The sequence below is a fragment of the Mesorhizobium sp. GW821-FHT07A06 genome, from assembly GCF_059419085.1.
Genome location: NZ_JBWKRC010000017.1, coordinates 147699 through 161185, shown reverse-complemented (window position 1 = coordinate 161185; position 13487 = coordinate 147699). Strand labels below are relative to the sequence as shown.

12 protein-coding genes are annotated in these 13487 nt (G+C 64.0%); 11 read left to right on the top strand and 1 reads right to left on the bottom strand.

From position 1 onward, the window contains the following. Positions 1 to 274: 274 nt before the first annotated feature. The 3 genes from AC07SZ_RS33425 (at position 275) to AC07SZ_RS33415 (ending at position 2868) form a co-directional block, all read left to right on the top strand. The gene (locus AC07SZ_RS33425) at positions 275 to 973 is read left to right on the top strand and encodes a GntR family transcriptional regulator (protein WP_494917628.1); all 699 of its coding nucleotides are present in this window, start codon (positions 275 to 277) and stop codon (positions 971 to 973) included. Positions 974 to 1259: 286 nt separating this feature from the next. Further along, positions 1260 to 2615, top strand: coding sequence for a glutamine synthetase family protein (locus tag AC07SZ_RS33420; RefSeq protein ID WP_494917627.1), 1356 nt, complete (start codon positions 1260 to 1262; stop codon positions 2613 to 2615). Further along, complete coding sequence (locus tag AC07SZ_RS33415) at positions 2572 to 2868, top strand: iron chelate uptake ABC transporter family permease subunit (protein ID WP_494917626.1); 297 nt, start codon at positions 2572 to 2574, stop codon at positions 2866 to 2868. Before AC07SZ_RS33420 ends, AC07SZ_RS33415 begins: the two co-directional genes overlap by 44 nt. Positions 2869 to 2887: 19 nt before the next feature. Here the strand turns inward: AC07SZ_RS33415 and AC07SZ_RS33410 are convergent, their stop codons facing one another. Further along, positions 2888 to 3739 carry a MurR/RpiR family transcriptional regulator gene (locus AC07SZ_RS33410; protein ID WP_494917625.1) on the bottom strand — a complete coding sequence of 284 codons (852 nt, stop codon included), beginning with the start codon at positions 3737 to 3739 and terminating at the stop codon, positions 2888 to 2890. A 168-nt stretch (positions 3740 to 3907) separates the two neighbouring features. On the opposite strand from AC07SZ_RS33410, the gene murA reads away from it, so the two are divergent. The 8 genes from murA (at position 3908) to AC07SZ_RS33370 (ending at position 13480) form a co-directional block, all read left to right on the top strand. Then, entirely contained in the window at positions 3908 to 5164 is a 1257-nt protein-coding gene (gene murA, locus AC07SZ_RS33405) for a UDP-N-acetylglucosamine 1-carboxyvinyltransferase (RefSeq protein WP_056564457.1), read from the top strand. After that, entirely contained in the window at positions 5161 to 6039 is an 879-nt protein-coding gene (locus AC07SZ_RS33400; protein ID WP_494917624.1) for a glucosamine kinase nucleotide-binding domain-containing protein, read from the top strand. Before murA ends, AC07SZ_RS33400 begins: the two co-directional genes overlap by 4 nt. A gap of 175 nt (positions 6040 to 6214) precedes the next feature. Then, positions 6215 to 7138 (top strand): N-acetylmuramic acid 6-phosphate etherase, encoded by a 924-nt coding sequence (gene murQ, locus AC07SZ_RS33395; protein ID WP_056564462.1) that lies wholly within the window; start codon positions 6215 to 6217, stop codon positions 7136 to 7138. 123 nt (positions 7139 to 7261) lie between these two features. Next, on the top strand, positions 7262 to 8779 hold the full coding sequence (locus AC07SZ_RS33390) for an ABC transporter substrate-binding protein (RefSeq protein WP_172374255.1): 1518 nt from the start codon (positions 7262 to 7264) through the stop codon (positions 8777 to 8779). Between the two features lie 147 nt (positions 8780 to 8926). Further along, positions 8927 to 9886 (top strand): ABC transporter permease, encoded by a 960-nt coding sequence (locus tag AC07SZ_RS33385; protein WP_172374256.1) that lies wholly within the window; start codon positions 8927 to 8929, stop codon positions 9884 to 9886. Then, entirely contained in the window at positions 9886 to 10725 is an 840-nt protein-coding gene (locus AC07SZ_RS33380) for an ABC transporter permease (RefSeq protein WP_056564472.1), read from the top strand. Before AC07SZ_RS33385 ends, AC07SZ_RS33380 begins: the two co-directional genes overlap by 1 nt. Next, positions 10722 to 12470, top strand: coding sequence for an ABC transporter ATP-binding protein (locus tag AC07SZ_RS33375; protein ID WP_172374257.1), 1749 nt, complete (start codon positions 10722 to 10724; stop codon positions 12468 to 12470). The genes AC07SZ_RS33380 and AC07SZ_RS33375 overlap by 4 nt, the downstream gene beginning before the upstream one ends. Next, positions 12467 to 13480: a serine hydrolase domain-containing protein gene (locus AC07SZ_RS33370; RefSeq protein ID WP_494917623.1), complete on the top strand. Its 1014-nt coding sequence runs from the start codon at positions 12467 to 12469 to the stop codon at positions 13478 to 13480. Before AC07SZ_RS33375 ends, AC07SZ_RS33370 begins: the two co-directional genes overlap by 4 nt. Positions 13481 to 13487: the final 7 nt, after the last annotated feature.

Sequence of the window (13487 nt, the reverse complement as noted above, 5' to 3'; positions counted from 1 at the left end):
CTATCCAGCCAGCATCTTGAATCACAAACATCCGACTTTGGGAATCCTACGATTCCCCCAAATTAGGAAACGCTCTAAAGGACGGCATTCGTACCGGAGAGCGGAAGCGCTACTCGCCCCGGCTGCTTTGCCGACACAGCTTGCGGCGCCGCGATCGAAGCGTCTATCATACGGTGACAAATTGCTCGCCGGAGTCCCGCCGTGCTCCGCCCAGACGGGATTGTCCGCGGTTATCAGGGGTAGATTTCAGAACGAATGAAGTAGTGCCCCGCCAATGGCCGACAGAACACAATTCGGGTTGAGCGCGGTCGACACCGTGCCCCTGCATGAGAAGGTCTATCTGGAGCTTGTGCGGGCCCTGATGTCCGGTCAGTTCACGCCAGGACAGAAGCTGACCTCGCGCAAGCTCGCCAAGGAACTCGGCACCAGCGACATGCCGGTGCGCAGCGCCTTCATGCGGCTGCAGGCGCTGCGGGCGCTGAGCCCGATGCCGAACGGCAGCGTCGAGGTACCGGTGATCTCCGCCGACCGGTTCTCGCAGTTGACCGCCGTGCGCACAATCCTCGAAGGCTCGGCGACGGAGCTCGCGACAAAGCTTGTCAACGGCAACAATCTGAGGACGATCCGCCGCCATTGCACGGAATTGACCCTGGCTGCGCGCAAGGGCGATATCGGCGACTATCTCAGGAAGAACTACGCCTTCAAATTCTCGATCTATCGTCATTGCGGCAACGATCAGCTGATCTTCCTGGTCGAGACCGTGTGGATGCAGGTCGGCCCCTTCCTCAGGAATCTCGCCATGGGGTTCGAGGACGATCTCTCCTTGATCCTCGACATCGACTATCACGAGGAAATCGTCACGGCGATCGAGGCCCGGGACGCGGCGCGCGCCCGCGCGGCCATCGTGCGCGACATCGACGAGGGTGCGGCACACATCCTGCGGCAGGCCAGATTTCCGGACGCCAGAACCTAGGATTCCGGCAACAGCCTTTCGAACCCAGAGGCCGATCATGCCGGCTCGGCGGCGAACCCGGCACACCGAATGCCCCTTGGCTTTCCACCCTCTTGTCTCTATGTTGCGATCGCAGATCGCGCAATTGGTTTTGAAATGCCTCCCGACATCCCAGCTAGTGACTTGAAAAAATAAGGAAAAATTCCCGGCGGCGGCCGGATATTTTTCCGAAAACTCACAAGCATCTTTACCAGGGATAGCGCAGCCGGCACGGCTTGGGCGCCTTCGAAAACCAGAGGTTTTAAAATTGAGCGATGCAATTGCGGACGTTCTGAGCTGGCTTGAAAGCAGAAACGACATCCAGAGCCTGAGGGCGGCGGTGTGCGACCTCAACGGCGTCATGCGGGGAAAACGCATCCCGGTCGAGCAGGCCCGCAAGGCGCTCGAAGGCAAGCTGCGCATGCCCTACTCGCTGATCGGGCTCGACATCTGGGGCGAGGACATCGAAGGCAACACGCTGGTTTTCTCGACCGGCGATGCCGATGGCCTTTGCCAATGGACGGGACGCGGCATCCTGCCGGTGGACTGGACCGCGCATCCGACGGCGCTCGTTCCGCTCTGGCTTGCCGATGAGAGCGGCGCGCCCTATCTCGGCGATCCCCGACGAGCGCTGGCCCGTATCCTCGACCGCTACAAGGCGCTTGGCCTGACCCCGGTCGCGGCGACCGAACTTGAATTCTATCTGGTCGATCCGCAGTCGCAGCGGCCGGTCGGACCTGTCTCGCCGGTCACAGGACGGCGTCTCGATTCCGATGCGGCATTGTCGATCGACGAGATCGACGACTTCGAAGCCTTCATCCACGACGTCTACGAGGCCTGCCGGGAGCAAGGCATTCCCGTCGACACGGCGATTGCCGAAAACGGCGTCGGCCAGTTCGAGATCAACCTCAACCATGTCGCCGACGCTTTGCGGGCGGCCGATGACGCCGTGCTGTTCAAGCGCACGGTGAAGGGCATTGCCCGCAAGCACGGCTTTGCCGCCTGCTTCATGGCGAAGCCCTATGGCGACCGTGCCGGCAATGGCTTTCACGTCCATTTCAGCCTCGTCGACGCTGAAGGCCGCAACGTGTTCGACGACGGCACGGATCAGGGCTCGGAAACCATGCGCCACGCGGTCGGCGGCCTGCTGGCCGCGATGGCCGAGAGCACCTTGGTGTTCGCGCCGCATTTCAATTCCTACCGCAGGCTCCGCCCGCGCTCCTATGCGCCGACCGCGGTCGCCTGGGGCTACGAAAACCGCATGGTCGCGATCCGCATTCCCGGCGGCCCGACCGGGGCGCGCCGCATCGAGCATCGCGTGTCGGGAGCGGACGCCAATCCCTATCTGGTGCTTGCCGCCATATTGGGCGCGGCGCTGATCGGCATCGAAAGACAGATGTCGCCGGGCGAGCCGACAGGGAACGACGGACAAGGCGTGACACCAGCCAAGCTGCCGCCGGACTGGGCCTCCGCGATCGCCACCTTCGAAAGCGGGACCCATGTGGCGGAAATCTTCCCGTCGATCCTGCGCGACTCCTTCGTCGCCTGCAAACGCCAGGAATTGAACACCTTTGCCCTCAATGTCAGCGACTTCGAGATCGAGACCTATCTCGAAAGCGTCTAGCGCAACTAACCATCGGCATTGGAGCTTCGTCGGCCTGATCGAGCCGCATCTTGTCCGGCTCGTCGGCTTTTCGCGCGCACGGCTTCACCTCGCCGGCGCGATGCTTCTGGGCGCCCTGCTGATGATCGTCTCGGACTGGCTGTCGCGCATGGCGGCCTTTCCCTACGAACTGCCTGCCGGTCTGTTCGCTTCAATGCTCGGCGGCCCGTATCTTGTCTACCTGCTTGCCAGGGGCGCGGCGCGCCAAGGCTGAGCGCCTCGAACTCCCGGGATCATTCGGCCTTCAGCACCGAGACCGCCGCCTCGCTGTTGTGAACATAGTCGTTGGCGTCGGGCTGCTTCTTCACCAAGAGGATGAACAACAGGTCGGTCAGCGTCAGCTGCGCGTCGCGCGCGGTGATGGAGGAGGAGCGCGCTCGCTCCTCGTCGGCGATGGTGTAGAGGCGGATGTCGGCGACACGGCTCAGCGGATTGTCGTGCAGGCCGGTAACGGCGATCACCATCGTGCCGCGCTTGTGGGCAAGCTCGGCGATGCGCAAGGTCTCGATGCTGGCGCCGGAATAGGAGAGCGCGAACAGCACGTCGCCAGGTCCGAGCGTCGCGGCATTGGCCATCTGGATGTGGCTGTCGCTGTCGTGCAGCACATTGCGGCCGAGCTTCATCAGCTTGTAGGAGAAGTCACGCGCCACCAGCGAGGAGGCGCCGACGCCGACCAGATGGATGCGGCGCGCGCCATCGAGCAGTTCCAGCGTGCGGGAAATGATGCGCTCGCTGTTGGCGGCGACGGTTTGCTGCATCGACAGCAGCTTGCTGCCGATCAGCTTCTTCAGGATGACCGGATAGGTGTCGCCGACCTCGATCGAACCGTGAATAACACCGGCCGGCACCTGCCAGTCCTGCGCCTTGGCCTCGCTGACGGCGAGCTTGAGCTCCTGGTAGCTGGCATAGCCGAGCTTCTGGCTGAACTTGACGACACTCGACTGGCTGCGGCCGATCTCGGCCGCAAGGGCGGCCGTCGACAGGCGCAGCATCTGGTCGGGATTGTCGACGATGTACTGGCCGATCTCACGATCACCTGGCGCCATGCCGTCGAGCTTCGCATTGATCGTCTTGAGAACGGACATGAACCCTCTGGAGCGTTTCGGTGCGGAGAGGAATAAAATATTCCAAATTCGATTGACAGCCAAGAATGCGGAATTAATTCTCGAACCGGACCGGCCAGGTTCGGAATCGGATGGACCTTCCGGAGAGACCGGACCCGCCGCCCGGCTTCGACATACAAGGGTTCAGCCATGGACAGATTGCGGATCGTCGGCGGACGAAGACTGGAAGGCGCGGTCACCATATCCGGCGCCAAGAACGCGGCCCTGCCGCAGATCGCGGCTGCCCTGCTCAGCCCCTACCCGCTCGAACTGACCAACCTGCCCGATGTGACCGATGTCGAAAACATGCTCGGCGTGGTGCGGCTTCACGGTGCGGACGTGACACGGTCGGCCCACGCCGCGACGATCGATACGAGTGCCGCCGTTTCGAAGGAAACGTCTTATGACACGGTGCGGAAAATGCGCGCGACGGTGCTGGTGCTGGCGCCGCTTCTGGCCCGTTTCGGTCATGCGCGGGTTTCGCTGCCCGGCGGCTGCGCGATCGGCGCGCGGCCGGTCGACATGCATGTCGCCGCGCTTGCGGCACTGGGCGCCAGGATCGCCATCGAGAACGGCCTGATCGTCGCCTCCACGCCGAACGGGCTTCTCGGCACGCGCATCGTGCTCAGCTCGCCATCGGTCGGGGCAACCGAAACCGCCATGATGGCGGCGACCATAGCCAGGGGCGAAACCGAGATCCTCAACGCGGCACGCGAACCGGAAGTGGCTGATCTCGCCGCTTGCCTCAACGCGATGGGCGCGCGCATCGAGGGCGCCGGCACGCACCGCATCCTGATCGCCGGCGGCACCAGCTGGCACGCGGCCCGGCACGACATCATACCGGACCGTATCGAGGCCGGCACTTATGCGATTGCCGCGGCGATCACCGGCGGCCAGCTTGAGCTCACCCAAGCCCGGCTCGAACACATGGCCTCGGTGGTGCAATTGCTGGAGGCCACCGGCGTCAGCGTCTGGCCGGGCGACCGTGGACTCATCGTGTCGCGCGACCGGCCACTCAAGGCCGCCGACCTTACGACGGAGCCCTATCCGGGTTTTCCGACTGACCTGCAGGCGCAGTTCATGGCGCTGATGTGTTGCGCCGACGGGGCCTCCCTGCTGCGCGAGACCATCTTCGAGAACCGCTTCATGCATGTGCCCGAACTGATGCGGCTCGGCGCCAACATCAAGCTGCAAGGCACGATGGCTTTGGTTCGCGGCGGCGAGAAACTGCATGGCGCGCAGGTGATGGCCACCGACCTGCGCGCCTCGGTGTCGTTGGTGCTGGCGGCGTTGGTCAGCGAAGGCGAGACGATCATCAACCGCGTCTATCATCTCGACCGCGGCTATGAGCAGCTGGACCGCAAGCTGCGCCTTTGCGGCGCCGACATCGAGCGGCTGAGCCCATGAGCGGCCCGGACTGTTTTCTCGGCGTCGACGGTGGCGGCACCGGTTGCCGGGCCCGTATCGAGGATGCGGAAGGCAACGTGCTGGGACAAGGCCTGTCCGGCCCGGCGACAACGCGGCTCGGCATCGAAGCGGCATGGGCCTCCATTGCCAAGGCCTTTGGCGCGGCACTCGAGGAGACGGGTTTCGGGCCGGCCGAGACCGCAGGGATTCGCGCCGGCATCGGCCTTGCCGGCATCGGCCGCAAAGGCGCGCTGGGGGCGTTGCGGGCGATCGCGCATCCCTTTGCCAGCATCGACTTCGTCAGCGACGGGGTCGGCGCTTGTCTGGGTGCGCATTCCGGCCAGGACGGCGCCATCGTCATTGCCGGGACTGGCTCGATCGGGCTCGGCTTTGTCGAGGGGCGCGACCTGCGTGTCGGTGGTTACGGCTTTCCGATCTCCGACGAAGGCAGCGGCGCCGATCTTGGGCTGAAGGCCGTGCAGCTGGCGTTGCGCGCCCATGACGGCCGGCACGAGCGGACGGCGCTGCTGGCGGAGGTGATGCAGCGCTTCGACGGCGACCCGACGGAAGCGGTCGCCTGGATGGACCGCGCCAGCGCCACGGATTACGCAGCCCTGGCGCCCATGGTGATGCGCCACGCCGACCAGGGCGATCCGGCCGGCCGGCGCATCGTGCAAAGTGCCGCCGAGCAGATCGACACGCTGGTGCGGGTGCTGTTCGAGAAAGGCGCGCCGCGTATAACCCTGCTGGGTGGCCTCGCCAGCCCGCTCGAACCCTGGCTTGCGCCCGATGTCCGGCGCCGGCTGAAACCCGCCGACGGTGACGCCGTATCAGGTGCGATCATCCTTGCCAAACGATCGCACCGCGTACGGTAAGCTTCACTGAAAAGGAATAAAATATTCCAGATATTTGTTGACGGTGTGAATATCAAATTCTAAAAAGTTAACGAGGGAGAGCAGATCAGGCCGGCTGGATCGTCCGTGAGTGCTGGCGCCGGTTGGAGCCGTGCTCGCCGCCGGTCGTGCGACAGGACTTTTTGAAAGCACTGAAATGACGGAACAAGGATTGATGTCTGAGTTGGACCGGCTGGTTTCCGAAGGCCGCAACCCGCGCACCGTCGACATAGACCTGCTGCCGACCATCGATGTCCTGCGCAAGATCAATGACGAGGACAGGCTTGTCCCCGCGGCTGTTGAAAAGGTGCTGCCGGAAATTGCCGCAGCGGTCGACCGCATCGTGCTCGCCTTCCAGAAAGGCGCGCGGCTGATCTATATCGGCGCCGGCACTAGCGGCCGGCTCGGCGTTCTCGATGCTTCGGAATGCCCGCCCACTTTCGGCGTGTCTGAAGATATGGTGATCGGCTTGATCGCCGGCGGACCCGACGCGTTGGTTCGGTCGACGGAAGGCGCGGAGGACGATCCGAGGATGGGGGCGCGGGCGCTGCAAGATATTGGCCTCACGGCCAACGATGTGGTCGTCGGCATCGCGGTCAGCGGGCGCACGCCCTATGTCATCGGTGGATTGACCTATGCGAAGCAAGTGGGCGCAACGACGGTCGCCCTGTCGTGCAATCCGGCGTCGACCATTGCCGGCATCGCCGACATCGCCATTTCGCCGGTCGTTGGCCCCGAAGTCCTCACCGGCTCGACCCGGCTGAAGTCCGGGACCGCGCAGAAACTGGTGCTCAACATGCTGACCACGGCCTCGATGATCCGCATCGGCAAGAGTTTTCAGAACCTGATGGTCGACCTCAACCCGTCCAACAAGAAGCTGGTGGCGAGGGCAACCAGGATGGTCATGCAGACGACGGGCTGTACGGCACAGCGGGCCAAACAGGCACTTCATCAGACAGGTAACGATGTGAAACTGGCGATCCTGGTGACGATCACCGGCATGGATGTCGAGGCGGCTCAGGCCGCCCTCGCGAAGGCCGGAGGTTTCCTGCGAAGGGCGATCAGCGAGAGCGCGGTGTGACACCGCTTGAGACAAGACGGCGCGAAGCCGCATAGACTGGGCCGATACTCCAAAGCGTGTGTGTCTTGGAAGCGGCTCGCGGAAACTGCAAGGCATCAAGTCAAATCATAATGGGAGACGAAAATGATAGGGCATCTCACAAGAACGCTGCTGTCGGGTATCACCCTGGCAGCGATGCTCGGCATCGCGACGGTTCCGACGCAGGCGGCGACGTTGCACATGGCCTGGTCGCAAGACGCCACCGGGCTTGATCCGCACAAGCAGACGGCATTCTCGTCGCTGCGGCTTTTGGAACTGATCTATGAGCCGCTGGTGCGGGTCGATGCCAGCCTGCGGATCATTCCAGCCATCGCCACGTCCTGGGAGTTCTCCAAGGACGGCAAGGAACTGACCTTCAAGCTCGACCCCAAGGCGAAATTCCAGGATGGCGCGGCCGTCACCTCAGCCGATGTCAAGGCCTCGTTCGAGCGCATCCTCGACGAGAAGACAGGAGCGGCGGCCCGCGCCAACTTCCTGTCGATCGCCGGCATCGACACGCCCGATGCGGCGACCGTCGTGTTTCATCTGTCACAACCCGACGTGCCGATCCTGACGGCGATGAGCGACGTCAACGCGGCGATCGTCCCGGCCAGCGAAATCAAGGCCGGCTCGATCGGCACCAAGGCGCTCGGCTCCGGCCCGTTCAAGCTCGACAAATGGGATCCCAACGCCAAGGAAGTGCTGAGCGCCAACAAGGGTTGGGCCGGTGGCGCGACCGGCGTCGACGGCATCGAGATCAGCGTGCTGCCTGACGAGGCCGCGATCCTTGCCGCCATGCGCACCAAGCAGATCGATTTCGCGCTGCTCAACGACCCGCTGGTCGCCACGCTGGTGCCGAAGGAAGCCAGCCTGCAGCTGAACCGCGTGCCGGTTCTCGCCTACCACGTGCTGCAGCTCAACCCTTCGCGCAAGCCGATGACCGAGCTCAAGGTGCGTCAGGCGATCTCCTGCGCCATCGACCGGCAGGAGGTGCTGGACACCGCCTCGCTCGGCGAAGGCAAGGTCACCGGACCGCTGACCATCCCGGCGCTGGCGACCGATCCGAGCCAGCTGTTCTGCTACAAGCGCGACGTGGAAAAGGCCAAGAAGCTGATGGCCGAGGCCGGTTTTGCCGATGGCTTTTCGGCGACCGTGATCGGCGCCACCGGCGAGCCGCCGACGGCGGCGGCGGAAGCACAGGTCATCCAGTCGCAGCTCGCCGAAATCGGCGTCAAGCTCGACATCAAGATGATGGAGCTCAACGTCTATGTCGATGCCTGGCTGAAGGGCGATTTCGACATGGCGATCGCGCTCAATGGCGGCCGCGCCGACCCCTACACCATGTATAACCGCTACTGGACCAAGGCAGGCAATCTGCAGAAGGTGGCGAACTACATCGACGATACGCTGGACAGCCAGATGCAGCAGGGCCGCGCCGAAACCGACCCGGCCAAACGCAAGGCGATCTTCGCCGCGTTCGAGAAGCACCTCGCCGAGGTGTCGCCCTGGATCTGGCTCTACACGTCCTACAGCTACACGGCCCAGCAGAAGAACATCGCCGGCTTCGTGCCGACGCCGACGGGCACGCTGTTCAGCCTGAGCAAGGTTACCATCCAGCAGTAGCCCTGCCAGGCACTAGAGCCGGATGATTCAGGCCGAATCGACCTGAAATCTGAATCCGCCTGTAGATCAAAGGGATAGAGCATGATGTCGTCCGAAAACCGCTTCACACTTTTCGGCATCATGCTCTAGACGAGAGGTATCCTTCGCGTGAACTATCTGATGCGGCGACTGGCGACGTTTCCTCTCGTCCTGCTTGGCGTGTCCATCCTGGTCTTCGTGGCGATCCGGATGGTGCCGGGCGATTCGATCACGGCGATGCTGGGCACCGAAGCCGGCCTGCTGACGCCGGCGCAGCGGGATGCGCTCGCCGCCTATTTCGGCATCGACCAGCCTTGGTTCGTCCAGTACTGGCGCTGGATCGGCGGCATCCTGCACGGCAATATCGGCATCTCCGTCACCTATGGCAGGCCGGTTCTCGACGTCATTCTCGAGCGATTTCCGCTGACGCTGGAACTGGCTCTGCTGTCGATGATCATCGCGCTCGCCGTCGGCATGCCGGCCGGGATCTATGCCGCCACGCATAATGAAAAGCCATCCGACCTTGGGGTGCGCATCGTCGCCATGATCGGCCAGTCGACGCCGAGCTTCGTGCTTGGCCTCTTGATCATCTACGCGCTGTCGGCCGGCTTCGGCGTGCTGCCGGCGATGGGCGAATTCGCGCCGCTCTGGCAGGATCCCTTGCGCAATCTCAGCCAGCTGATCCTGCCCGCCATCACGCTCGGCTTCGCCTTCGCCGCGTCCGTCACCCGCATATCGCGTTCGGCCATGCTCGACGTGTTGAGCGACGATTATGTGCGCACCGCGCGCAGCAAGGGCGCGCCGGCGCGCAGCGTCATCTGGCGGCATGCCTTGCCCAATGCGCTGATCCCGGTGGTGACGCTGAGCGGCATCGAATTCGGCTATCTCCTGGGCGGCGCCGTCATCGTCGAGCAAATCTACGCGCTGCCCGGGCTTGGACGCATGGTGCTCGACGCCATCCTGCAGCGCGACTACGCTCTGGTGCAGGGCAGCGTGCTGTTCATCGCCTTCAACTTCATGATCGTCAACCTCCTGGTCGACCTCGCCTATGTCGGGCTCGATCCGCGCATCCGGCTTGGAGAGCAGTGATGCGTATCCTGCGCGCCATTTTCGGCCATGGCAGCGGCCGCATCGGAGGCGTCATCGTCGGCATCTACCTGCTGATCGCCATCCTCGGCCTCGCCGGGCTGACGCCGCACAATCCGATCACGCAGTTCCGCGTCGACCGGCTGCATGCGCCCAGCGGCGCCTACTGGATGGGCACCGATTTGTTCGGCCGCGACGTGGCCAGCCGGCTGATGGCGGGCATCGGGCAGTCCTTCACGGTCGCCTTCTTCTCGGTTGCCTTCGCGACCCTTGCCGGCACGGTTCTCGGGCTGGCGGCAGCCTGGCTCGGACGCCGCTGGGACGGCGTGGTGATGCGCATCATGGACGTGCTGCTGGCCTTCCCGGCGATCCTTCTGGCATTGCTCATCGTCACCGTCGCCGGGCCGGGCACATGGACCAGTGTCGTCGCCATCGGCATCGTCTACACGCCGATCTTCACCCGCGTGGTGCGCGGCCCTGCTTTGTCGCTCAAGGCGCGCGAATTCGTCGACGCCGCGCGCACCTTCGGCAGCAGTTCGAGCTACATCGTCACGCGGCACCTGCTGCTCAATCTGGTGGCGCCGCTGACCGTGCAGGTGACGCTGGCGCTGGCCTGGGCGCTGCTGACCGAAGCCGGCCTGAGCTTCCTCGGTCTGGGAACACAGCCGCCCGCCGCCTCGCTCGGCCTGATGCTGAGCGACAGCCGCAATCTGATGGAGACCGCGCCCTGGCTGATGATCTTTCCAGGCCTGACCATCATGATCAGCATCCTTGGCTTCAACCTTCTGGGCGACGCCTTGCGCGATATCCTCGACCCCAGGATGCGGAGGGCGCCGGCATGACGCCGCTGCTGTCCGTCCGCGATCTGCGCGTCGGCTTCGGCCGCAATCCTCAAGCCAATGAAGTGGTGCGCGGCGTCAGCTTCGACCTCGCCGACGGCGAAACACTGGCCATTGTCGGCGAAAGCGGCTCCGGCAAATCCGTCACAGCGCTGTCGATCAACCGGCTGATCGATTTCGGCGGCGGCCGCATCATTGGCGGCTCGATGAAACTGAAGCGTACCGACGGCAGCCTCTTCGACCTGATGGCCGCCACCGAACCGCAACTGACCGGCATTCGCGGCGCCGAGATCGGCATGATCTTCCAGGAGCCGATGACATCGCTCAACCCGGTTCTGACCATCGGTACGCAGATCGAGGAATCGTTTCGCCTGCACCGCGGGCTGACCGGCAGGCAGGCCACGGCCGCGGCCAAGGATGCGCTCGACCGCGTGCGCATTCCCGACGCAGCGCGGCGGCTGAAATACACGCCCAACCAGTTGTCCGGCGGCATGCTGCAAAGGGTGATGATCGCCATCGCGCTGGCCTGCAATCCACGCCTGCTGATCGCCGACGAGCCGACCACGGCGCTCGACGTCACCGTGCAGGCGCAGATCATGGCCCTGCTGGCCGAACTGAAGCGCGAGACAGGCATGTCTGTCATCTTCATCACCCATGATATCGGCCTCGTTGCCGGCATCGCCGACAAGGTGATGGTGATGCAGAACGGGCAGGCCGTGGAGCAAGGCGAGCTAAACCAGATCCTCGATCACCCGCGGCATCCCTACACGCAGCATCTGCTGCAGGACGTGCCGCATTTCGCCAACGGAAGCGCTACGCGCGCGGACGGACAGCGCGCCGGGGACGCACATGCAGAACCGGCCTTGAAGGTCGACGGACTGGTCGTGAGGTTCCCCCTCAAGAGTAATTTCTTCAGTCGCGCCACCGGCGCCGTGCACGCCGTCGACGGCGTCGATTTCGACCTGATGCCGGGCGAGACCTTGGCCATCGTCGGTGAGAGCGGTTCTGGCAAATCGACAACCGCGAAGGCGGTTCTCGGCCTGGTGCGCGCGACACGCGGCAGCTTCTCGGTCGGCACCCGAGCGGCTTCCGCCGAGCGCGGCACCAAGCCCGTGCAGATGGTGTTCCAGAACCCCTATGCCTCACTTAACCCGAGGCTGACGATCGAGAGCATCCTGGCCGAACCGGTGATCGCCACCAGCGGCCGGGTGAATGCGGAAACGCTGGCGAGGATGGCGAACCTTCTGGAACGCGTCGGCCTGCCCAGGAACAGCCTAGGGCGCTACCCGCATGAATTCTCCGGCGGCCAGCGGCAGAGGCTTTGCATTGCCCGCGCGCTGATGCTCAATCCGTCGGTCGTCGTTCTCGATGAAGCAGTGTCGGCGCTGGACGTCTCGGTGCAAGCCAAGGTGCTGGAGCTGCTGGTCGACCTGCAGCGCGAGTTCGGGCTGGCTTATCTCTTCATCTCGCACGACATGGCTGTCGTCGAGCGGATCGCTCATCGCATCGCCGTCATCTATGCCGGCCAGATCGTCGAGATCGGCGACGCGGCCTCGGTGCTGTCAAAGCCGAAGCATTCCTATACGAAGAAGCTGATATCAGCCGTTCCAACCATCGAGCGGCGGCGTGAGCATTTCGAACTAGACACACGCCAAGTGCCTTCGCTTGTGCGTCCTCGGGGATTTGAACCGACGCCGGCGCGGTGGGAGCAGTTTGGGCCGGACCATCGAGCAAGGGTTGAGGCGTGACTTCAGTTCCCTCCAGCGATCTTCAACAGCTCTTCGACCGGGCGTTTGCGCCGCTCCTAACAGCTGTATCGGCCAAGCGCATTCCCGGCGGCGTGCTCGGCATTGTCGACAGCAATGGCCACCGCATCGTCAGGGCGATCGGCTCGGCGCAACTCGTGCCGAAGCAGCGGCCGATGACCGCCGAAACCTGGTTCGACCTGGCATCGCTGACCAAAATCATCTTCACCACGCCGCGCATCCTGACACTGGCGGAGGACGGCGTCATCGATCTCGACGCGCCGCTGATCTCGGTTCTGCCAGACCTTCGCCAATATGACGCAGGGGCCTGGGAGCGGCAGGTGACGTTTCGCCAATGCCTCGGCCATCAGACGCCGTTTCCGGCCGTCGAGCCGATCTACACTTACGGGCGTGACCCCGACCTGCTGCGCGCCTTCATCCTGCAACGCGAATGGCGAAGCCGTGACCCCGTCTATTCCGACATCAATTTCATCCTGCTCGGCTTTGCGCTGGAACGGCTTTCGGGCAACACCATCCGCGACCTGGATCCTGGCCCCGGCTTTGCATGGTCCACGGAGCCGGATGTCGCCGCGGCGACCGAGGACTGCACTTGGCGTCATCGCGTGCTGTCCGGTGAAGTCCATGACGACAATTGCTCGGCCCTGGAGGGCGCCGGTCATGCCGGTCTGTTCGGAACGGCCGCTTCGGTGCTGGATTTCGCGCAGGAGCTGCTGACCGGCGCTTCCAAGAATTCGATCGCGCTGATGCGCACACCTTTGTCCGCCACCCGCACCCACGGCTGGGAGCGCCCTTACGAGGGCTGGTCCGGCGGGTCCTTGTGCAGCCCGGGAACGATCGGCCATACCGGCTTCACCGGCACCGGACTGTGGGTCGATTTCGACACAGGCAAGGCCTGGACCTTGCTCACCAACCGGATCCATCCGACACGTCATTTCGACAGCGGAATCGCTTCGCTGCGGCAGACGGTCGGCGATCTCGTCAATGGACTTTAGGAGCTAG